Below are 19,417 nucleotides of genomic sequence, written 5' to 3'. Positions count from 1 at the left end.
TCAGCGCCCCCACGCGATGGCGATGAGCAGCATCGTCAGCAGGAATCCGGTGACCTGGTTGATCCACAGGAACCGGCGCCATCCGGCGTTGGCCTCCTCGCACCGGGCGTCCGGCAGGGAACGGAACGGCAGGATGCTGGCGATGTAGGGCACCACGAGCAGGGCGGACAGCGCCCCGGGCCACCCGGTGAGCAGGGCCACGACCCCCGCGCCCGCGTACAGGCCGATCGCGGCCCGCACGGTGGTGGACGCGCCGAGCACGGTGGCGATGGAGCCGATGCCGGCCTCGCGGTCCGCCGTGACGTCCTGGACCGCCCCGAACGCCTGCGAGGCCATGCCCCACAGGAAGAAGGCGGCGAGCGCGGCGACGGCGGCGAGCGTCCAGTCCCCGCCGGCCAGGGCGAGGCCGAAGGCCGCCGGGCCCACGAAGTGCGTGGAGGACGTCATCGAGTCCAGCACGGGCCGTTCCTTCAGGCGGATCCGCGGGGCCGAGTACCCGACGACGGCCGCCAGCGTGACCGCGAGGACCACGGTGGAGAGGACGGTGCCGGCGGCCACGAGCGCCACCACGAACGGCAGGGCCAGCAGCGCCGAGGCCCACAGCGTGAGCCGGTGCCACCGGTCGGACAGGACGATCCCCTCGATCCCGCCCTTGCGCGGGTTGCGCAGGTCGGACTCGTAGTCGAAGACGTCGTTGATCCCGTACATCAGCAGGTTGTACGGGAAGAGGAAGAACACGGTGCCCAGGACGAGGGCGGGGGTGATCCCTCCCCCGCCCATGAGGTAGGCCGCCGCGAAGGGATAGGCCGTGTTGACCCAGCTCACCGGGCGCGAGGAGCCGACCAGTTGCCGGACCGCTCCCGTGGTCGTGGCCACCGCCGTCATGCCGCCTCCTCCGCGCGCGGGGCGGGGCCCCGCCCGGTCCCGGCCTCGCCCGGCCGCCGCTCCGGCCGTCCGTCCCGCTCCGCGTCCCGCGGCCGCAGCAGGGCCCACGCCGAGGGCAGCAGCAGCCCCGCGGCCACGGGCCACGCGAAGTCCTCCACGGGGGCGAGCCCCACGGACCAGCCGGTGAGCTGGGAGGCGTCATAGCGGAACAGGTCCGCCGCGACCATGGCGTTGTCGAACACCGCCGTGAGCACCGCGAGCACCGCGATGGTCGCGGCGGTCATGGCCCACCACCGTGCGCCGAGCCGGCGGCGCCACGTGGCCACGGCCGCGACGGCCGCCGAGATCCCCACGAACACGAGCGCGAGGGCCAGGTAGCTCACGGGCCCACCCCCGCGGTCCGGCGATCCCCGTGCTCCCGGTGGGACACCCGGGGACGGCTCGATGGCCCGGGCCCGCGGGACACTCCCCGCCGGCGGTCCCTGGCGGCGGCCGGCAGGCGCTCCAGCAGGCCGCGCAGCACGAGGGTGAGGTAGCACAGGAAGGTGATGAACAGGATCTCCTCGAGGGGCAGCTCGGGGGCGAGCATGATCCCGGTCATCGCCCGGGACTGCCCGGCCGCGTAGTGCCCGGCCGCGATGGCCGCCAGGTCCCAGGCCAGGAACAGCGCGATGCCGACGCCGAGCACCACGGCGCCCGTGCGCGGGGCGCGCCACAGCACGAGCCGGAAGCGCCGGTCCAGCAGGACCATGCAGCCCAGGCTCACCGCGAGCGAGAACAGGTACGCCAGGGCCATCACGCCTCCCCGGGGGCGTCGGCGGCCACCGGCCCCGCGGCGGGCGCGGGCTCGGGCAGCGGCGAGGCGGAGTGGTCCCCGCGCAGGCGCTTGAGCAGGATCTCGGCGCTGATCAGGCACATCGGCAGGCCGATGCCCGGGATGGTGCTGGAGCCGGCGTAGAAGAGCGACTCCACGCGGCGCGAGGCGTTGGACGCCCGGAACATCGCGCTCTGGGCCAGCGTGTGCGCCGGCCCCAGCATCCCGCCGCGCCAGGCGCCGAGGTCCTCGGCGAAGTCGGCCGGGCCGAGGGTGCGCCGGACCACCACGCGCTCGGCGAGGTCCTCGATGCCCGCCCACCGGGCCACCTGCTCGAGGGCCGCGTCCGCGACCGCCTCCACGGCGGGGCTGCCGCCGCCGTCCAGCCCACCGCGGCCCAGGGACGGGTCCGCCGGCAGGGGCACGAGCACGAACAGGTTCTCGTGCCCGGGCGGGGCCACGGAGTCGTCCGTGGCCGAGGGCCGGCACACGTACACCGAGGCGGGGTCCGGCACCGTCCCGGCGCGGATGGCCCCGAAGTTCGCCTCCCAGTCCCGTGTGAAGAACAGGCTGTGGTGCTCCAGCGCGGGCAGTTCCCCGCGCACGCCCAGCAGCACGAGCACCGCCCCGGGGCCGGAGGTCCGGCGGCGCCACCACCGCTCCGGGTAGGTCTGCAGGGCCGGGGGCAGCAGCGTGGTCTCGGTGTGGTGCAGGTCCGCCGTGGAGACCACGACGTCGGCCGGCAGCACCCGCTCGGCGCCGTCGGCCCCGCGCACGCGCACCCCGGTGGCCCGGGCGCGGGCGCCGCGCCGGGCCCCGGTGGGCTCGGTCTCGATCGCCGTGGCGGCCGTGGCCGGGTGCAGGCGCACCCCGTGCTCGCGGGCCAGGCGCACGAGGACCTCCATGAGCCGGGCGAAGCCGCCCTGCGGGTAGAGCACTCCCCCCGTCAGGTCCAGGGCGCTCATGAGGTGGTACATGCTCGGGGCGCGGTCCGGGGAGGAGCCGAGGAACACGGCCGGGTAGCCGAGGACCTGCCGCAGCCGCCGGTCCCGGAAGTGCCGGGCGGTGAGGCGCTCGAGGGACTCCAGCAGCAGGGGGCCCAGCCGGTGCAGCTGGCCGGCCAGCTCGCGGGAGAGGAAGGGGCGCAGCGAGGTGAAGGAGGTGTAGAGGAACCGCTCGATCGCCATGTCGTACGTCCGCCGGGCCGAGTCGAGGTAGCGCTCCAGGGCCCGGCCCGCCCCCGGCTCGATCCGCTCGAAGGCCGCCACGTTGAGCGCCCGGTCCGCGCGGACGTCCAGGGGCTCCGGCTCGTCCTCGAAGAACACGCGGTAGCCGGGGTCCAGCCGCTCGAGGTCCAGCTCCGCCGCGGCCGAGGTGTCCAGCAGCCGGAAGAAGTGGTCGAAGACCTCCGGCATGAGGTACCAGGACGGGCCCGTGTCGAAGCGGAAGCCGTCCCGCTCCCAGGACCCGGCGCGGCCGCCGAACTCGTCCCGGGCCTCCACGAGGTCCACCTCGTGCCCGTCCCGGGCCAGCAGCGCGGCCGAGGCGAGGCCCGCGATGCCGCCGCCGATCACCACGACCCGGCGGGCCGGCGTCGCGCCCGCGGTGCGGCCGCCCGGGGTGCCGCCGCCCGCGGCGCGGCGCGCGCTCACGCCGCCACCCCCGCGAGGGCGCGCACGAGGATCAGGGCCTTCTGGGCGTCCGGCACCCGCACGCGGGCGGTGCGGATGCGCTCGGCTGGCGTGGCGCGCAGCCGGCGGGACAGGGCGGCGTACAGCCCGTGGGCGGCGAGCACGGCCCGGCGGCTGGAGTCCGGCAGCTGCCCGATGACGGCGGCCGCGGCCGCCAGGTCCGCGTCGATCCCGTCCAGCAGCTCGTCCCGGTGGGCGTCGCTGAACGCGGCCGGGTCCAGGCCCGGGAAGTAGGTGCGGCCCAGCTCGTCGTGGTCGGCGGCCAGGTCGCGCAGGAAGTTCACCTTCTGGAAGGCCGCGCCGAGCCGTTCGGCGCCGGGGCGCAGCCGTTCGTAGGCCGCGGTGTCCCCGCCCGTGAACACCCGCAGGCACATCAGCCCGACCACCTCGGCCGAGCCGTGCACGTACTCGCCCAGGCTGGCCTCGTCGTGGTGGGTGCGGACCAGGTCCGCCCGCATCGAGGCGAAGAACGGCTCCACGAGCTCGCGGCCGATCCCGTACCGGCGCGCGGTCAGGGCGAAGGCGTGGACCACGAGGTTCGTGCTGCGGGTGCTGGACAGCGCGCGGTAGGCCTCGGCCTCCAGCGCGTCGAGCTGCTCCCGGCGCCAGGCCGGGGACAGCGACGGGTCCGGGTCGTCGACGATCTCGTCCGCCACCCGGACCAGGGCGTAGAGGTTGCGCACGTGGGTGCGCACCGGCTCGGCGAGCAGCCGGCACGCCCAGCCGAAGGAGGTGGAGTAGCCGGCGATGACCTCGCCCGCGCTCGCCTGCGCCACGCGGTCGTAGCGGTCCAGGCCCTCCCGTGCGGCCGGGCCGGGGCGCGCGGCCCGACCGTCCCGGCGCCGGCCGGGGGCCGGGCGCTGCTGCAGCCCGGCGCTCATCGCGGCACCGCCAGGGTCCCGGGGCGGGCGACGGCGGGCCCGACGGCGGCCGCGGACCGGCGCGCCGGGCCTCCCGGCCGGGCGCCCGCGCGCTCGCCGGGGGCCGGCGGGGGCGCCGCGGCGGGCGGGGACGCCTCGGCGGGGAGGAGGGCGGCGGCCGCGGTCCGGCGGATCTGCTCCACGACGCCGGCCAGGGCCTCCCCCAGCGGCGGCGCCACGGGGGCCCGGCCGGCCGCGCGCAACGCCCCGTCGAGGTACTCGTCGGCGAGGGCGGCCACGCGCTCGCGCGCCCCGCACCCGGTCAGCAGCGCCCGCGCGCGCTCGGCGCCGCCATCGTCCAGGGCCGGGTCCCCCACGAGCGCGCCCAGGTGCTCCCAGGCCCCGGTGCCCCGGGCGTGGGCCAGCAGGGCGGTGGGCTTGCCGTCGCGCAGGTCGGACAGGGCGGACTTGCCGGTGCGGGACGGGTCGCCGAAGACGCCCAGCAGGTCGTCCAGCAGCTGGAAGCCGATGCCCAGGTCCCGTCCCACGGGCCCCAGGGCGGCGACGGCCTCCTCGGGCGCCCCGGCCAGCAGGGCGCCGGCCTGGAGGGGCAGGCGGAAGGAGTACACGGCGGTCTTGAGCTCGGCCACGCGCACGGCGTCGGCCACGCCGGTGGAGCGCCCGTCCAGCGGCAGGGACAGCCCGACGTCGGCCAGCTCGCCCGCCGCGGAGGCGTGCACGGCGTCCTCGAGCAGGTCCAGCAGGGCGTCGAGGACGTCCTCGGGGGCCCCGCACCGGGCGATCATCCGGGTGGCGGTGACGAGGGCGAGGTCGCCGGCGAGGATGCCCGCGGCGTCGCCGTAGCCGCGCGCCGCCTCCTCCCCGGCGCCGCGGCGGCGGGCCTCGGCGCGGAAGGTCCCGGACACGTTGGGCCGGCCGCGCCGCACGACGTCGCCGTCGATGACGTCGTCGTGGACCACGAAGGCGGTGTGGAGCATCTCCAGGGCCGCGCCGACCCGCTCGGCGGGGCCCGGGGCGCGGCCGCCCAGGGCGTCGTGGGCGGCGAGCACCAGCGCCGGACGGAACCTCTTGCCCCCGTCGACCGCCGCGGACAGGGCCGCCCACAGCTCACGGTGCCCCTCGCCGTACTCCCCGGACCGCGCCGCGCCCGCCTCGAGGGCGGCCTGGAGCCGGCGGTCGGTGCCGTTCACCGGGCCACCTCCCCCGCCGAGAGGGCCGCGAGGACCCCGGGCAGCTGCTCCGCCATCCACGGGCTCACCGCGAAGGGCGCGGCCTGGACCCACTGTTCCAGCGCCCGCGGCGCCACCCAGTGGTGGTCCATCGCCTCCTCGGGGTTCGGCCGCACGGGGCCGGCCGCCCGGGCCACGAAGACCGGGCACAGCTCGTTCTCCACGACGCCCGAGGCGTCCACCGCGCGGTAGCGGAAGTCCGGCAGCACGCAGCGCACCGCCTCCAGCTCGAGCCCCAGCTCGTGCCGCGCGTAGCGGTGGACGGTCTGCAGGACGTCCTCGTCCCGCCGCGGGTGGCCGCAGAAGGCGTTGGTCCACACCCCCGGCCACGTCCTCTTGGCCAGGGCCCGGCGGGTGACGAGCACGTGGCCGTCCTCGCGCAGGACGTAGCAGGAGAAGCCCCGGTGCAGCGGGGTGTCCGCCCCGTGCACGGTGGCCCGGGGGGCCAGGCCGAGGACCTCGTCGTCGTCGTCCACGAGGACCACATGGTCCGAGGGGTCGGGATCCATGGCTGTCTCCTGGGGTAGCGGCGGCTCAGGTGGTGCCCATCCTACGGGGAAGATGTCACGATGAGTGTGTCACTAGCTTGGCTAGTGAATTGAGCGTAGCATCGAGGCCGTGACGGAGCTACACGGCGAGCGCCCCCCGGCGGGCTACTGGTTCGACGCGGGCGACCCCGCCGTCGGCATCCTCGCCGCGCTCCGGCGCTTCCGGGCCGCCGACCGGGACATGCGCCGGCAGATGAGCGCCGGGATGGACATGAACGCCACGGACGTGGACGCCCTGCGGTTCGTCATCGCCCGCGAGCTGGCCGGCGAGTGCCCCACCCCGCGGTCGCTGGCGGACTACCTCGGGATCTCCACCGCCTCCACGACCAAGCTGCTGGACCGGCTCACCGCCTCCGGGCACCTGGTGCGCGAGCCGAACCCGGAGGACCGCCGCTCGGTGGTGGTCCGGGCCACGGACCACGCCCACCGGGAGGTGCGCGGGCACATGGCCCGGATGCACCGGCGGATGATGGAGGTGGCCCGCGCCGTGCCCGAGCACTCGCGCGCCGCCGTCGCGGAGTTCCTCGACGCCATGGCCGAGTCCCTGCGGCAGGAGGCCGGGCCCGGCGCGGACGACTCCCCCGGCGCTGCCGGGGCCGCTGGCCCGGACGCCGGCCCGGAGACGGGTCCTGGGAAGGGTCCGGAGGCCGGTGCGGCGACCCGATAGGCTGGGCCCGACCATGCACCACGTCCGGGAGGAACCCTCGTGAACACCCTCGTGAACAAGCTCATCACCACCGGCGTCACGGTCGGCGGCGGCCTCATCGGCACGAAGATCGTCGACTTCGGATGGCGGAAGGTCACCGGCCACGACGCGCCGAAGGACCTCGACGACACCGAGAACAACATGTGGGAGGCCATCGCCTTCGCCACGATCGCCGCCGGGATCGCGGCCCTCATCCGCGTGGTCTCCCAGCGCGGCGCCCACGAGGCGATCGAGCGGATGCAGGCCCGCTCCGCCCGCAAGCAGCTGGCCGGCCGCGCCGAGGTCTGAGCAGTCCCCCCGACGTCCCGGCCGGGCACCGTCCCGGCCGGGACGTCGTCGTCTCCGGGTCAGTCGCGGCCGTGGTGGTCCGAGGGGTCCGGGCGCGGCGCGGTGCGGCGGTCGGCCCCGGTCACCGGCCGGCCCTCGTCGTCCTGGCGGGCCACGACGTCGGCCAGCTCGTCCGTGTAGAGGATCTCCCGCCGCAGGTGCTTGGTGCGGTAGCCGGCCCGGCCCACGAGGTGCGCGGACACCGGCGCCGTGAGCATCTGCAGCACCCACGCCAGCACGAGCACCGGCACCCACGCCCACGCCCGCCACGCGAAGGCCAGGGCCAGCAGCACCAGCAGCAGGCCCAGCACCTGGGGCTTGGTGGCGGCGTGCATCCGCGAGAGCAGGTCCGGGAAGCGCAGCAGGCCGATGCCCGCCACGGTGGACAGCGCCGCGCCCAGCACGAGCAGGACGCCGGCGATGCCGTCCGCGACCGCCGGCCAGTCGAGGCCGGGCGCCGCGGCGCCCGCCGGACCGGCGGCCAGCAGCGCGGCCGCCTCCCACCACGAGGACTCAGGCATGCTCGACCGGCTCCTTCCGCGACTCGGCCACGAACCGGGACAGCGTCACCGAGCCGATGAAGCCGATGACCGAGGCCACCACCACGAACACGATGTTGTCCGTGTGGTGGTTCACCGCCATCTCCACGCACAGCCCCGAGGAGATGACGATCAGCAGCACGTCCGTGGCGATGGCCCGGTCCAGGATGGACGGCCCCGCCACGATCCGGTAGATGGCGCCCACGGCCCCGAGGGCCAGCAGCACCAGGCTCACGTAGCCGGCGATCTCCAGCACGGTCATCGGGTCTCCTTCCCCCCACGGTCGGCCCGGCGGTCCGCCCGGCGCGCCTCGTCCTCCTCGACCAGGGCGAGGTCCGCCCGGGAGCCGATCGCCCGGATGATCGCCGCCTCGGTGGCGAGCGCCTCCGCCCGGAACGACTCCACGTCCGCCTCGTCCCGCGCGTCGAGCACGTGCAGGAACAGCGTGGAGCTGGGCCGGTCCACGTCGATGACGAGCGAGCCCGGCACGAGCGCGAGCGCGTGCCCCGTGAGGGTGACGACGAGGTCGTCGTGGCTGCGCAGCGGCACGGCCACCACCGAGTTCGCGATCCGCGGCCCCTTGGTGATCGCGTCCCACGCCACGGAGGCGGAGGCGGTGACCACGTGGACCAGGAACCGGCCCGTGAACACGAGCACGTGCCACGGGCTGAACCGGTCCGCGAAGGTCACGCGCGGCAGCCGGTAGAACCACAGGACCAGCAGCGAGAACACCACGCCGGCCAGCAGCACGCCCGGGGAGAAGTCCTGCCACAGCGCGCCCCACGTCAGGGTGAGCCCCAGCAGCAGGGGCCACTGGCTCCAGAAGGGCTGGCGCCCCTCCGCGCCGGTGTCCCGCCCGTTCCCCGCGCGCCCCGCCGGGCCCTCGGTCCTCGTGCTCACGGTCGTCCCCCGTCCGCCGGGCCGGCGTCGCCCGCGCCCTCGTCCCCCGGGACGTCCCCGCCGGGCCGGGTGCCGGCGTCCGTGCCGCGGGAGTCCGCGCCCTCGAGCGGCTGGGGACTGCCGGGGCCGGTGTGCGGGGCCGGGGGCGCCACGACGCCGCGCTCCTCGAGCGAGCGCACGTCCGCCTCGGCCTGGGCGGCCGCCTCCGGGCCGAGCACCGCCTCGATGTACGGGGTGCGGGCCAGCATGTCCGTCGCCGAGCGGTCCGCGAAGGCGTACAGCGGGCCGGCGAGGACGGTGAAGGCCAGCCCGAGCGCCACGAGCCCGATCGTCGGTGCCACGAGCCCCGTCGTCGCGCCCCGGGGCGCCCGCACGGCGGGCGCACCGGGGGCGTCCGCGTGCCCCCGGGACTCGAGGGCCTGCACGGCGAGCACCAGCTTGGCCGGCGGGTGCTCCACGTCCTCCACGCGGCGCCAGAACGCGCGGGTCCACACCCGCACCATGACCAGCAGGGTCAGCAGCGAGGTGACCACGGAGCCCACCACGAGGGCCCACGCGAGCGGGGTCTGCAGCTCGACGCCGGCCTGGATGAGGCCGACCTTGCCGAGGAACCCGGAGAACGGCGGGATGCCGGCGAGGTTCATGGCCGGCAGGAAGAACAGGACGGCGATCAGCGGGGAGATCCGGGCCAGGCCGCCGAGCCGGTCCACGTTCGCCGAGCCGGCCCGCTGCTCGATCAGGCCGGTGACGAGGAACAGCGAGGTCTGCACCGTGATGTGGTGGACCACGTAGAAGATGGTGGCGCCCAGGCCCAGGACGGTGGACATCCCGAGGCCGAAGACCATGTAGCCGATGTGGGAGACGAGCGTGAAGGACAACACGCGCTTGATGTCGTTCTGGGCCAGCGCGCCGAGGATGCCCACGACCATCGTCAGCAGCGCCACCCACATCAGCAGCGAGTTCACCCGGTCCCCCGGGAACAGCAGGGTCTCGGTGCGCACGATCGCGTAGACGCCGACCTTCGTCAGCAGGCCCGCGAACACGGCGGTCACGGGGGCCGGGGCGGTCGGGTAGGAGTCCGGCAGCCAGAACGAGAGCGGGAACACGGCGGCCTTGATGCCGAAGCCCACGAGCAGCATGACGTGCAGCACCATCTGCACGTCCGGGTCCAGCTGGGCGAGCTTGACCGCCAGGTCGGCCATGTTCACGGTGCCGGTGGCCCCGTAGATCATCGCGATCGCGATGAGGAAGATCACCGAGGAGATCACCGAGACCACCACGTAGGTGATGCCGGCGCGCACGCGCGGCCCCGTGCCACCGAGCGTGAGCAGCACGTACGAGGCGGTCAGCAGGATCTCGAAGCCCACGTAGAGGTTGAACAGGTCACCGGCGAGGAACGCGTTGGAGACCCCGGCCACGAGGATGAGGAACGTGGGGTGGAAGATCGAGACCGGCCCGCCCTGGTCCTGGTCGGTGATGCCCTGCGCCGAGGCGTAGAGCAGCACGGCCAGCACGACCGCCGAGGAGATCACCAGCATGAGGGCGGAGAACCGGTCCACCACCATGGCGATGCCCCACGGGGCCTCCCAGCCGCCCAGGTAGACCGCCACGGCGCCGGTGTCCCACGTGGCGGCCAGCAGCAGGCACTCCAGCACGAGGGTCAGCGTGATGGTGGTGACCGTGATCGCGATCTGGGCGCGCGGCCGGCGGACCAGCACGAAGGCCAGGGCCGCGCCCAGGATGGGCAGCAGCACGGCCAGCGGCGTCAGCGAGACGATGTCCGTCACCGCTCCCCCTCTCCCCGGCCGTGGCCCGGCCCGCCGTCGTCGTGGTCCTCGTCCTCCCAGGGCTCGTGCCGCCGAGGCCGGGAACGCGGGCTGCCGGCCCGCTCGTCCTCGTCCGGCAGGTGGTCCCCGTGCCCCGTGGCGCCCACGGGGTACTCGCCCTCCTCCGGCTCCTGCGAGGGCCGCCGGCCCGGGGAGGAGGGCAGGTGCCGGTCCGCCGGGGCCTGCACGCGCACGGTGCCGTCGCCCCGGGGCCGCACGGCGAGCGTCCCGGTGGTGGGGTTGATGGCCGTGGCGTGCTCGTAGTCGGCGTTGGGGTCCTCGTCCTCGTCGAGGAACTCCGAGCTCTCGTCCTGCAGGACGGCGTCGTCCTCCGCGTCGAAGGCCGGCTGGACGGCGACCTTGACGTCCTCGGTGTCCACGAGGACCTCGTCCCGCCGGCCCAGCTTCCACGACCGGTAGATCATGCCGAGCATGAACGCGGTGATGGCGAAGGAGATGACGATCGCGGTGAGGGTGAGCGCCTGCGGCAGGGGGTCGGAGTAGTCCTCCGGGGCCAGGCCGGCCTCCACGATCGGCGACTCCCCGGGCTCACCGGCCATGGCCAGGATCAGCAGGTTGGTGGCATTGGTCATCAGGACCATGCCCAGCAGCACGCGGGTCAGCGTGCGCTCGAGCAGCATGTAGACGCCGCCGGCGTACAGCACGCCCATCACGAGCAGCAGGACGATGTTCACGCTCATCGGCCGGACCTCCCGGGGCGCGAGGCGCTCCGCACGCCGACGGCGCCGGTGACGCGCGCGGCACGGCGGGGGCTGGACGCGGCGGTGCCGCGGCGGTGCCCGTCGGCGGCCGTGGTGGTGCCGGCCAGGGCCCGGTCCCGACGGCGGCGCTGGGCCGCCTCGGACTGGGTCGTGGCCTCGGCCTCGGCGCGGCGGTCGACCTCGGAGCCGAGGGAGCGCAGGACGTCGATGACGAGCCCGACGACGACGAGGTAGACGCCGATGTCGAAGACCGTGGAGGTGACGAACTTGACGTGCCCCACCACCGGCAGGGTGAACTCCACGATCGCGGACTCGAACACCTCGCCGCCGGCCAGCAGCGGGACGGCGCCGGTCAGCGCCGCCACCGCGAGCCCCGCGCCGAGCAGGACACCGGCCGGGATGGGCATGGCCTGCTCCAGCTCGTAGCGCCCGCCGGCCAGGTAGCGGATGGTCAGGGCGAGCCCGGCGATCAGGCCGCCGGCGAAGCCGCCGCCCGGGGTGTTGTGCCCGGCGAGCAGCAGGTAGACCGACAGCAGGATGATGACGTGGAAGACCAGGCGGGTGATGACCTCGAAGATGATGGAGCGGCGCTCGGGGGCCACCGTGCGGCCCGCCACCAGCCACTGGTCCTGGTCCACGATCGCGAACTTGCGCACCGCGGCCAGCTCCCGCGTCTCCAGCGGTCCCTGCGCCCGGTAGCGGCCCACCGAGCCGGAGGCGACGTCCTCGAGGTTGGCCGTGCGGCGGTCCCGGTGCTGGATGAAGATGAGCGAGGCCACGCCCGTGGCCGCGGCGGCCAGCACCGTGATCTCGCCGAAGGTGTCCCAGGCGCGGATGTCCACGAGCAGCACGTTGACGATGTTCGCCCCGCCGCCGTCCTCGTAGGCCAGCCGGGGCAGTTCCCACGAGATGGGGTCCGCGGTGCGCGAGGCCAGCATGGTGATCGCGACCCCGACCATGACCACGCCGAAGGCGATGCCCAGGAACGCCCGCGCGGCGCGGAACTCCGTGCGGCGGCGCCGGTACCAGCCCGGGGGCAGCACCCGCAGGCCGAGCACCATGGCCACCAGGATGATGGACTCCACGAGCAGCTGCGTCAGGGCCAGGTCCGGGGCGCCCTGCAGGGCGAAGATGGCCGCCAGGCCGTAGCCCGTCACCGAGACCAGCAGGACGGCCATGAAGCGCTTGCGGGCGCGCAGCGCCGCCACCGTGGCCACGATCATGGCCGCCGCGATGAGCACCTGGGCGACCGAGTCCGCCCACGTCCACCGCGCGGAGGCGAGGACGGACTCCACGAGCCGGGCGCCGTCGTCGTCCCCCTGCGGCAGGACGAGGGCGGCGGCCGGGGCCAGCAGGGCGACCGCGAGGATGATGAACAGGTAGTAGCTCAGCGAACCGCGCTGGGTGCGGCCCGTGACCCAGATGGCGGCGTCGTCCAGCACCGCCAGCGCGGACCGGTAGACGCGCTGGGCGTCCACCCACGGCGGCACCGCGGACTGCAGCCGGGCCACCGGGTCCTTCGCGGCGTAGAGCAGCAGGCCGATCGCGATGATCCCCGCCGAGAGGCCGAGCACGGGGGTCAGGCCGTGCCACAGCGCCAGGTACGCGGCCTCGGAGCCGGGCTCGAGCGGGGGCATGCCGGCGCCGAACGCGGCGGCCAGGGCCTCCACGGTGCCCGGGACCAGGGCCGCGGCCACGCACGCCAGGGCCAGGACGGCGGAGGGGCCGAGCGCGCCGGGCGTCACGGCGCCGGCGAAGCGGGTGTCCTCCACCCGCACCGTCCGCCCGTCCGCCACGAGCGACTTCGTGGCGAAGGCGCCCCACAGGAAACGGGCCGAGTAGGCGACGGTCAGCACGGAGCCGAGCGAGACGCCGACGAGCGGCGCCCACGCCCAGGCGGTGGCCCAGGGACCGGCCGCGGCGGACCCGTGCTCCGCCCAGTGCACGAGGGACTCGAGCACCGACTCCTTGGCCACGAAGCCCAGCAGCGGCGGGATCCCCGCCATCGAGCCGGCGCACACGAGCGCCGTGGCGAACAGCCAGGGGTGGTTGCGCCCGATCCCGGAGAGCCGGGCGAGGTCACGCGTGCCGGCCTCGTGGTCGATGATGCCCACCACCATGAACAGCGGCGCCTTGAACAGCGCGTGCGCGGCGAGCATGGCCAGCCCGGCCATGGCCGCGTCCCGGTTCCCCAGCCCGTTGGCGACCATGAGGAAGCCCAGCTGGGAGACGGTCCCGTAGGCGAGGATGAGCTTGATGTCCGTCTGGCGCAGGGCCCGCCAGCCCCCCACGAGCATGGTCCAGAGCCCCACGCCGAGCACGAGCGCCTGCCACCACCACGACTCCGCGAAGGCCGGGGCCAGCCGGGCCACGAGGTAGATGCCGGCCTTGACCATGGCGGCGGCGTGGAGGTAGGCGGACACCGGGGTGGGGGCGGCCATGGCCGCCGGCAGCCAGAAGTGGAAGGGCACCTGCGCGGACTTGGACAGCGCCCCGACCAGCACCAGGACGATGGCCCACTCCATGAACGCCCCGGCGTGCGGTCCCGTGAGCAGCGCCGGGCCGGCCGCCACGATCTCGGACAGGCGGTAGGTGCCGGCGGCCTGGCCGAGCATGACGAGCCCGATCAGCATGGACAGTCCGCCGAAGGTCGTCACGACGAGGGCCTGGATGGCGGAGCGGCGGGCGAAGATGCGGTGCGCGGAGTAGCCGATCAGCAGGAACGACAGCACCGAGGTCAGTTCCCAGAAGGTGTAGAGGACGATCAGGTCGTCCGTGGTGACCAGGCCGAACATGGACCCGGCGAAGGCCAGCAGCTGGGCGCCGAAGCCGGCGTTGCGCGACTCGCCCCGGGGGAAGTAGCGGGCGCAGTAGGCCAGCACGAGCGCACCGACGCCGAGCACGATGAGCCCCATGAACGCCGACAGCGCGTCCATCCGGAACGAGAGCTCGATGCCCAGGTCCGGCATCCACGGGTAGGCCTGGACGAGGCCGCCGGGGGCGTGGCCGGGCGGCGCGGCCCCCGCGTTGACGGCGCGCTGGGTGGTGAGGACCTCGGGCAGGCGGCTGAGCAGCCAGGCGAAGCCGGCGGCCGGCACGGCGGCGAGGACGTAGAACCCGTTGCGGTCCAGGACCCGGAAGACGACTGGCGCGACCAGTGCCACTGCGAAGAGTGCAATGAGCACGGTCAGCACGCGGCGGCCTCCAGGGGTCGGGGGTCGGGTTCTGCCTCCCATCCTAGCGGACGGGCCCGGCACGCCCGGGCGCGGGGACCGGAGGCCCCGGTCACGGCGGCGGAGCCGGGGCACCCTCCCCTCCCGGCGGCGGGTTCAGGCGGCCGGGTCGCGCACCCTCAGGAGGAAGGCCATGCCCAGCAGCAGCACCACGAGGATCGCGGGCACCATGAACCGCTCGTCGTGGGTCAGGGCCATCGTCACGGAGATGAGGGCGGGGGCCAGGAAGGAGACGGCCCGCCCCGTGGTGGCGTAGAGGCCGTAGAGCTCCCCGGCGCGCTGCTCCGGGGCCAGCCGGCCGAGGAAGGACCGCGAGGCCGACTGCACGGGACCGACGAAGAAGCACAGCATCAGCCCGAAGACCCAGAAGGCCGTGGTCCCGTCGAGGAAGAAGATGACCGCCCCGGTGACCACCAACCCCAGCAGCGAGGCCAGGATGACCCGCTTGGGACCGGTGCGGTCGTCGATCCAGCCGCCGAGGAAGGACCCCGCGGCGGCGACCACGTTGGCGGCGATCCCGAAGAGGAGGATGTCCGCCTGGGGCACCCCGTAGACCGCGACGCCCAGGATGGCCCCGTAGGTGAAGACCGCCCCCACGCCGTCCCGGAACACGGCCGAGGAGACGAGGAACCAGAAGGTGTTCCGGTCCTCGCGCCACAGCCCCCGGATGGTGCGGCCGAGACGGCGGTAGGACTCCGGCAGGCTCGCGCGGGCGCCCGGGGCCGTGGGCCGGTGCTCAGGCACGCCGAGCAGGACCGGCAACGCGAAGACGAGGAACCAGGCGGCGGCGAACAGGGCCACGAGGCGGATGTTGAGGGCGTCGTCCTCGGTGATGCCGAACCAGTGGGCGTCCCCCGCGATGAACCCGACGTAGAGCACGAGCAGCAGGAGGATGCCGCCCACGTAGCCGGCCCCCCAGCCGAGGCCGGAGACCCTGCCGATGGTGCGCGGCGTGGCCACCTGCAGCAGCATCGCGTTGTAGTTGACCTCGGCGAACTCGAAGAAGACGTTCCCGGCCGCGAGCAGGATGACCCCCAGCAGCAGGTAGGACTCGTGCGGCCGGACCAGGAAGCACAGGGCCGTGAGCGCGATGACCATGCCCGTGTTCAGCCCCAGCCAGAGCCGGCGGCGGCCGCCGCGGTCGGACCGCTGGCCGATCACCGGCGCCGTGAGGGCGATGACGATCCCGCCGACGGCGTTGGCCGCGGTCAGCCACTGGGTCCCGCGGGCCTCGTTGCCCGGGACGTCGAAGGCGTCGGACGCGAGGTAGGTGGCGAACACGAACGTCACCATCACGGCGTTGAAGGAGGCCGAGCCCCAGTCCCACAGGGCCCAGGCCGTGACGTGCCGGCGGTCCAGCCGCCGCTCGATCGGTCCGGCCGGCGTGGCGGGCCCCGGGCCCGGGACGGCAGACGTGGTGCTCATGCCGGGCATCGTACTGGCCCGGGGCCGCTCCCCGGTGAACGCCTCCCGGCCCGGCCCCGTGTCCCCCGCCGCCCCAGCCCCGGCCCAGTCGTCGGAGGCGACGGCTTCCCGAGACCCCATGACCGTCGGATCCCACACCTGATCACGCAGCAGGAAATGGTCCGCGGTTGTCCACAGCCGAGTCGCGTCCACGCCCGCGCGCCGCGGAAGGCCGCCACCATGGGTCCATGCCCCGCCGACGCGCCCCGCTTCCCAGGCTCCTCCACGAACGGCCCTTCACCCGCGCGGAGGCGAGGGCGTTGGGGGTCCCCGGGTACCGCCTGGAATCCCCCGACGTCGTGTCCCTCGGGTTCGGGCTCTACGCCCACGTGCAGGCCGACCTGCGCTGGCCGCGAGGACGGCCGGCGCCCGGTCACGGGCTCGGTCCCGCCGCCCTGGCCGCCCTCCTGCGGTCCTACCCGGCGAGCGTGGCCTCCCATGCCACGGCCGCCCACTGCTGGCGGTTGCCGGTCCCGGCCGCCCTGGAACGAGAGCACCGGATCCACGTGACCCGGTTCGATGGGAAGGGACCCGCGCAACGACGGGGCATCGTGGCCCACCGCAGCCCCCTGGGGACGCCGGATCGCACGATGCTGCTTGGCGTGCCCGTGACCACCGCCGCGCGGACCTGGGTCGACCTCGCCGCCGACCCCCGCCTGGACGACTCCGACCTCGTGGTGCTGGCCGATGCCATCGTGAATCGCCCGTGGGTCCGGGGGCACCGGGTGGACGGACTGGACACCACCACGGGATTGGCCGAGCCCCTGGGGCGCGCGGGGTCCGTCAAGGGAGTTGGCCGAGCACGTGCCGCCCTGGCGCGGGCGAGGGTCGGCGCCGACTCACCTCCGGAGACCCGCGCCCGCTTGGCGCTGGTCGATGCCGGGCTGCCCGAGCCCGGGGTGCAGGTACCGGCCGACCCCGCCGATCCCTACACGCCCGTGGCCGACCTCGGGTACCGCGACCTCCGGATGGCCATCCAGTACGACGGGAGCCACCATCGGACGGCGCAGCAACAAGCGGCCGATGCCTACCGTGACGACCGGTTCCGGCAGCTCGGCTGGACGGTCATCCGCCTGACCTGGCTGGACCTCCGGCAGGGATTCGTCCGGCTCGTCCGCCGTGTCCGCGAGCGGCTCGAGCACGGGCGGTGACGACCACCCTCCGTCAGTTGAGGGATCCTCCGCCATCCCGCACCCCCGGAAGGCGTGGAATCCCTCGACTGACGGGTGGCCACGGCCTCGTGGAGGGACGGAACAGGCGGCGGGTCAGCGCTCGATGATGGTGCGGTGGTAGTTCAGGTGCGAGCGGGAGGCCGTCGGCCCGCGCTGGCCCTGGTACCGGTTGAGGTAGGGACCGGAGCCGTAGGCGTGCTCCGCCGGCGAGGAGAGCCGGAAGAAGCACAGCTGGCCGATCTTGGACCCGGGCCACAGCTTGATCGGCAGGGTCGCCATGTTCGACAGCTCGAGGGTCACGTGCCCGGAGAAGCCCGGGTCGATGAACCCGGCGGTGGAGTGCGTCAGCAGCCCGAGCCGGCCCAGGGAGCTCTTGCCCTCGAGGCGCGCGGCGATGTCGTCCGGGAGGGTGACCTGCTCGTACGTGGCCCCGAGCACGAACTCGCCCGGGTGGAGGATGAACGCCTCGTCCGGGTCCACCTCCACGAGGCGCGTGAGCTCCTCCTGCGGCTGGGAGGGGTCGATGTGCGCGTACTTGTGGTTGTCGAACAGCCGGAAGAACCGGTCCAGGCGCACGTCCACGCTGGAGGGCTGGACCATCTCCGGCGCGGACGGGTCCAGGCGCACGCGCCCGGAGTCGAGTTCGGCGCGGATATCGCGGTCGGAGAGCAGCACGGGGACACGATAGCGCACCGCTCCTGCACCCCCGCCCGTGCGCGGCCTAGGCTTCTCGCATGACTGTGCATGAGACCCCGCTGCCGGGGATCGGCTCGCGCAAGGAGATCGAGCTGCGGGACGGCCGCCGGATCGGGATCGTCTCCCACCGGGACGGCAACACGGAGCTGATCGTGTCCTCCCTCGAGGACCCCGACGCGTGCGTGGCCACCGTGCCGCTCTCCCCCCAGGAGGCGGCGTCCCTCGGGGCACTGCTCTCCGCCCCCCAGCTCGTCGCCCAGCTGGAGGACGAGCACGCCGAGGTCCCGGGCATCTCCACGCGGCAGATGGTGCTCGCCTCGGACTCCCCCTTCGTGGGCGAGCGCCTGGGGGCCACGCGGATGCGCACCCGCACCGGCGCCTCGATCGTCGCCGTGATCCGGGCCGGCACCACCCACCCCTCCCCCGGACCGGACTTCCTGCTGGAGGAGGGCGACGTGCTGATCATCGTGGGCACCGGCGAGGGCCTGCGCAAGGCGTCCGAGATCCTCTCGCTGTGACCCCTCCCGCCCCATGACCACGACCGCCCTGGCCCTCGTCGAGCTCGGCGCCATCCTGCTGCTGCTCGGGGTGCTGGGGCGGTTCGCCGCGCGCATCGGGATGTCCCCCGTCCCCCTGTACCTGCTCGGCGGACTGGGCATCGGCTACGGCGGCATCCTCTTCGGCCGGGACATGAACCCGCTGACGGCGGACGCCGAGGCGGTCCCCTTCCAGGACATCGGGGAGTTCACGCACCTGGCCAGCGAGATCGGCGTCGTCCTGCTGCTGCTGATGCTGGGCCTGGAGTACTCGGCCCGCGAGCTGGTCACCGGGCTGCGCGGGTCCTGGCGGGACGGCCTGCTGGACCTGGTCCTGAACGCCACCCCCGGCGTCCTGGCCGGGCTGCTGCTCGGCTGGGGCGCCACCGGGGCCGTGGTCCTCGGCGGCATCACCTACATCTCCTCCTCCGGGATCATCGCCAAGGTGCTCGGGGACCTGGGCCGGCTCGGCAACCGGGAGACGCCGGTGATCCTGTCCATCCTGGTCTTCGAGGACCTGGCGATGGCCCTGTACCTGCCGCTGATGACGGCGTTCCTCGGGGGCGTGTCCCTGGCGGCGGGGGCCCAGGCCGTGGGGATCGCGCTGACCGTGGTCACGGTGGTCCTGCTGCTGGCCCTGCGGTTCGGACCGCAGATCTCCCGCTTCGTGGCCTCCCCCGAGCAGGAGACGTTCCTGCTCAAGGTGCTCGGCCTGGCCCTGCTGGTCGCGGGGGTCGCCGGGGCCCTGCAGGTCTCGGCCGGCGTCGGCGCCTTCCTGCTGGGCATCGCGATCTCGGGGGCCACGGCGCACTCGGCGAGGGACCTCCTCGAGCCGCTGCGGGACCTGTTCGCGGCCCTGTTCTTCGTCCTGTTCGGCATGAACACGGACCCGCGCACGCTGCCGCCCGTGCTCGGCTGGGCCCTGCTGCTGGCGCTCGCCACCGCGCTGACGAAGGTCCTCACGGGCTACCTCGCGGCCCGCTCGGCGGGGATCGGCGTCGCCGGCCGCTGGCGCGCCGGGGCCGCCCTGACGATCCGCGGGGAGTTCTCCATCGTCATCGCCGGGCTGGCGGTGGCCTCCGGGGCCATGGCCGCGGACGTCTCGGCCCTGGCCACCGCGTACGTCATGACCCTGGCGATCGCCGGGCCGGTGCTCACGCGCTACGCCGACGGCCTCGGCCGGGCGGCCGCCCGGCGCCGGGCCCGCGCGCCCCAGGCCCGGCCGGCGTCGTGATCCCCGGACCGCCC

20 protein-coding genes are annotated in these 19,417 nt (G+C 74.6%); 5 read left to right on the top strand and 15 right to left on the bottom strand.

The window, feature by feature from the left end; genetic code table 11:
• The 7 genes from E7744_RS02950 to idi all read right to left on the bottom strand — a co-directional run bounded on the left by E7744_RS02950 (position 1) and on the right by idi (position 6,009).
• A complete protein-coding gene (locus E7744_RS02950; RefSeq protein WP_137772834.1) occupies positions 1-885 on the bottom strand; it encodes a prenyltransferase in 885 nt (294 codons plus the stop codon).
• A complete protein-coding gene (locus E7744_RS02945; RefSeq protein WP_137772833.1) occupies positions 882-1,268 on the bottom strand; it encodes a lycopene cyclase domain-containing protein in 387 nt (128 codons plus the stop codon). The genes E7744_RS02950 and E7744_RS02945 overlap by 4 nt, the downstream gene beginning before the upstream one ends.
• Entirely contained in the window at positions 1,265-1,681 is a 417-nt protein-coding gene (locus E7744_RS02940) for a lycopene cyclase domain-containing protein (protein ID WP_137772832.1), read from the bottom strand. The genes E7744_RS02945 and E7744_RS02940 overlap by 4 nt, the downstream gene beginning before the upstream one ends.
• Positions 1,681-3,276, bottom strand: a complete 1,596-nt coding sequence (gene crtI, locus E7744_RS02935) for a phytoene desaturase family protein (protein ID WP_137774809.1) — start codon at positions 3,274-3,276, stop codon at positions 1,681-1,683. Before crtI ends, E7744_RS02940 begins: the two co-directional genes overlap by 1 nt.
• 71 nt (positions 3,277-3,347) lie before the next feature.
• Positions 3,348-4,271 carry a phytoene/squalene synthase family protein gene (locus E7744_RS02930; protein ID WP_137772831.1) on the bottom strand — a complete coding sequence of 308 codons (924 nt, stop codon included), beginning with the start codon at positions 4,269-4,271 and terminating at the stop codon, positions 3,348-3,350.
• A complete protein-coding gene (locus E7744_RS02925; RefSeq protein ID WP_210417149.1) occupies positions 4,268-5,461 on the bottom strand; it encodes a polyprenyl synthetase family protein in 1,194 nt (397 codons plus the stop codon). The genes E7744_RS02930 and E7744_RS02925 overlap by 4 nt, the downstream gene beginning before the upstream one ends.
• The gene (idi, locus tag E7744_RS02920) at positions 5,458-6,009 is read right to left on the bottom strand and encodes an isopentenyl-diphosphate Delta-isomerase (protein ID WP_137772830.1); all 552 of its coding nucleotides are present in this window, start codon (positions 6,007-6,009) and stop codon (positions 5,458-5,460) included. Before idi ends, E7744_RS02925 begins: the two co-directional genes overlap by 4 nt.
• Positions 6,010-6,118: 109 nt before the next feature.
• Here idi and E7744_RS02915 point away from each other — a divergent pair, with 109 nt between their 5' ends.
• Both E7744_RS02915 and E7744_RS02910 read left to right on the top strand, forming a co-directional pair.
• Complete coding sequence (locus E7744_RS02915; protein ID WP_246858523.1) at positions 6,119-6,715, top strand: MarR family winged helix-turn-helix transcriptional regulator; 597 nt, start codon at positions 6,119-6,121, stop codon at positions 6,713-6,715.
• Between the two features lie 39 nt (positions 6,716-6,754).
• Positions 6,755-7,042: a DUF4235 domain-containing protein gene (locus E7744_RS02910; protein WP_137772829.1), complete on the top strand. Its 288-nt coding sequence runs from the start codon at positions 6,755-6,757 to the stop codon at positions 7,040-7,042.
• A gap of 59 nt (positions 7,043-7,101) precedes the next feature.
• Here E7744_RS02910 and mnhG read toward each other — a convergent pair whose 3' ends face one another.
• The 7 genes from mnhG to E7744_RS02875 all read right to left on the bottom strand — a co-directional run bounded on the left by mnhG (position 7,102) and on the right by E7744_RS02875 (position 15,726).
• Positions 7,102-7,602, bottom strand: coding sequence for a monovalent cation/H(+) antiporter subunit G (mnhG, locus tag E7744_RS02905; RefSeq protein WP_137772828.1), 501 nt, complete (start codon positions 7,600-7,602; stop codon positions 7,102-7,104).
• Complete coding sequence (locus E7744_RS02900) at positions 7,595-7,882, bottom strand: monovalent cation/H+ antiporter complex subunit F (RefSeq protein WP_137772827.1); 288 nt, start codon at positions 7,880-7,882, stop codon at positions 7,595-7,597. The genes mnhG and E7744_RS02900 overlap by 8 nt, the downstream gene beginning before the upstream one ends.
• The gene (locus E7744_RS02895; RefSeq protein ID WP_137772826.1) at positions 7,879-8,520 is read right to left on the bottom strand and encodes a Na+/H+ antiporter subunit E; all 642 of its coding nucleotides are present in this window, start codon (positions 8,518-8,520) and stop codon (positions 7,879-7,881) included. The genes E7744_RS02900 and E7744_RS02895 overlap by 4 nt, the downstream gene beginning before the upstream one ends.
• Positions 8,517-10,307, bottom strand: a complete 1,791-nt coding sequence (locus E7744_RS02890; RefSeq protein ID WP_137772825.1) for a Na+/H+ antiporter subunit D — start codon at positions 10,305-10,307, stop codon at positions 8,517-8,519. Before E7744_RS02890 ends, E7744_RS02895 begins: the two co-directional genes overlap by 4 nt.
• Entirely contained in the window at positions 10,304-11,047 is a 744-nt protein-coding gene (locus E7744_RS15925; protein ID WP_210417148.1) for a Na(+)/H(+) antiporter subunit C, read from the bottom strand. The genes E7744_RS02890 and E7744_RS15925 overlap by 4 nt, the downstream gene beginning before the upstream one ends.
• The gene (locus E7744_RS02880) at positions 11,044-14,262 is read right to left on the bottom strand and encodes a Na+/H+ antiporter subunit A (RefSeq protein ID WP_137772824.1); all 3,219 of its coding nucleotides are present in this window, start codon (positions 14,260-14,262) and stop codon (positions 11,044-11,046) included. Before E7744_RS02880 ends, E7744_RS15925 begins: the two co-directional genes overlap by 4 nt.
• A 135-nt stretch (positions 14,263-14,397) precedes the next feature.
• On the bottom strand, positions 14,398-15,726 hold the full coding sequence (locus E7744_RS02875; RefSeq protein ID WP_137772823.1) for an MFS transporter: 1,329 nt from the start codon (positions 15,724-15,726) through the stop codon (positions 14,398-14,400).
• 227 nt (positions 15,727-15,953) lie between these two features.
• Between E7744_RS02875 and E7744_RS02870 the strand changes: the two genes are divergently transcribed.
• Positions 15,954-16,916 carry an endonuclease domain-containing protein gene (locus E7744_RS02870; protein WP_137772822.1) on the top strand — a complete coding sequence of 321 codons (963 nt, stop codon included), beginning with the start codon at positions 15,954-15,956 and terminating at the stop codon, positions 16,914-16,916.
• A 114-nt stretch (positions 16,917-17,030) separates the two neighbouring features.
• On the opposite strand, the gene dcd is transcribed toward E7744_RS02870, so the two are convergent.
• The gene (dcd, locus tag E7744_RS02865) at positions 17,031-17,612 is read right to left on the bottom strand and encodes a dCTP deaminase (RefSeq protein ID WP_137774807.1); all 582 of its coding nucleotides are present in this window, start codon (positions 17,610-17,612) and stop codon (positions 17,031-17,033) included.
• A 59-nt stretch (positions 17,613-17,671) separates the two neighbouring features.
• On the opposite strand from dcd, the gene E7744_RS02860 reads away from it, so the two are divergent.
• Positions 17,672-18,151: a cation:proton antiporter regulatory subunit gene (locus tag E7744_RS02860; protein ID WP_137772821.1), complete on the top strand. Its 480-nt coding sequence runs from the start codon at positions 17,672-17,674 to the stop codon at positions 18,149-18,151.
• A gap of 13 nt (positions 18,152-18,164) precedes the next feature.
• Entirely contained in the window at positions 18,165-19,403 is a 1,239-nt protein-coding gene (locus tag E7744_RS02855; protein ID WP_137772820.1) for a cation:proton antiporter, read from the top strand.
• Positions 19,404-19,417: the final 14 nt, after the last annotated feature.

Source organism: Citricoccus sp. SGAir0253, from assembly GCF_005877055.1.
Classification (GTDB): domain Bacteria; phylum Actinomycetota; class Actinomycetes; order Actinomycetales; family Micrococcaceae; genus Citricoccus.
Note: the sequence above shows the minus strand (reverse complement) of the source record. Positions and strands in the feature narration are given on the sequence as shown.

Coding starts and splice junctions, on each gene's coding strand:
- idi (WP_137772830.1), bottom strand. CDS start 6,009: ATGGATCCCGACCCCTCGGACCATGTGGTCCTCGTGGACGACGACGAC.
- E7744_RS02855 (WP_137772820.1), top strand. CDS start 18,165: ATGACCACGACCGCCCTGGCCCTCGTCGAGCTCGGCGCCATCCTGCTG.
- E7744_RS02930 (WP_137772831.1), bottom strand. CDS start 4,271: ATGAGCGCCGGGCTGCAGCAGCGCCCGGCCCCCGGCCGGCGCCGGGAC.
- E7744_RS02860 (WP_137772821.1), top strand. CDS start 17,672: ATGACTGTGCATGAGACCCCGCTGCCGGGGATCGGCTCGCGCAAGGAG.
- E7744_RS02900 (WP_137772827.1), bottom strand. CDS start 7,882: ATGACCGTGCTGGAGATCGCCGGCTACGTGAGCCTGGTGCTGCTGGCC.
- E7744_RS02870 (WP_137772822.1), top strand. CDS start 15,954: ATGCCCCGCCGACGCGCCCCGCTTCCCAGGCTCCTCCACGAACGGCCC.
- E7744_RS15925 (WP_210417148.1), bottom strand. CDS start 11,047: ATGAGCGTGAACATCGTCCTGCTGCTCGTGATGGGCGTGCTGTACGCC.
- E7744_RS02875 (WP_137772823.1), bottom strand. CDS start 15,726: ATGAGCACCACGTCTGCCGTCCCGGGCCCGGGGCCCGCCACGCCGGCC.
- E7744_RS02940 (WP_137772832.1), bottom strand. CDS start 1,681: ATGGCCCTGGCGTACCTGTTCTCGCTCGCGGTGAGCCTGGGCTGCATG.
- mnhG (WP_137772828.1), bottom strand. CDS start 7,602: ATGCCTGAGTCCTCGTGGTGGGAGGCGGCCGCGCTGCTGGCCGCCGGT.
- E7744_RS02950 (WP_137772834.1), bottom strand. CDS start 885: ATGACGGCGGTGGCCACGACCACGGGAGCGGTCCGGCAACTGGTCGGC.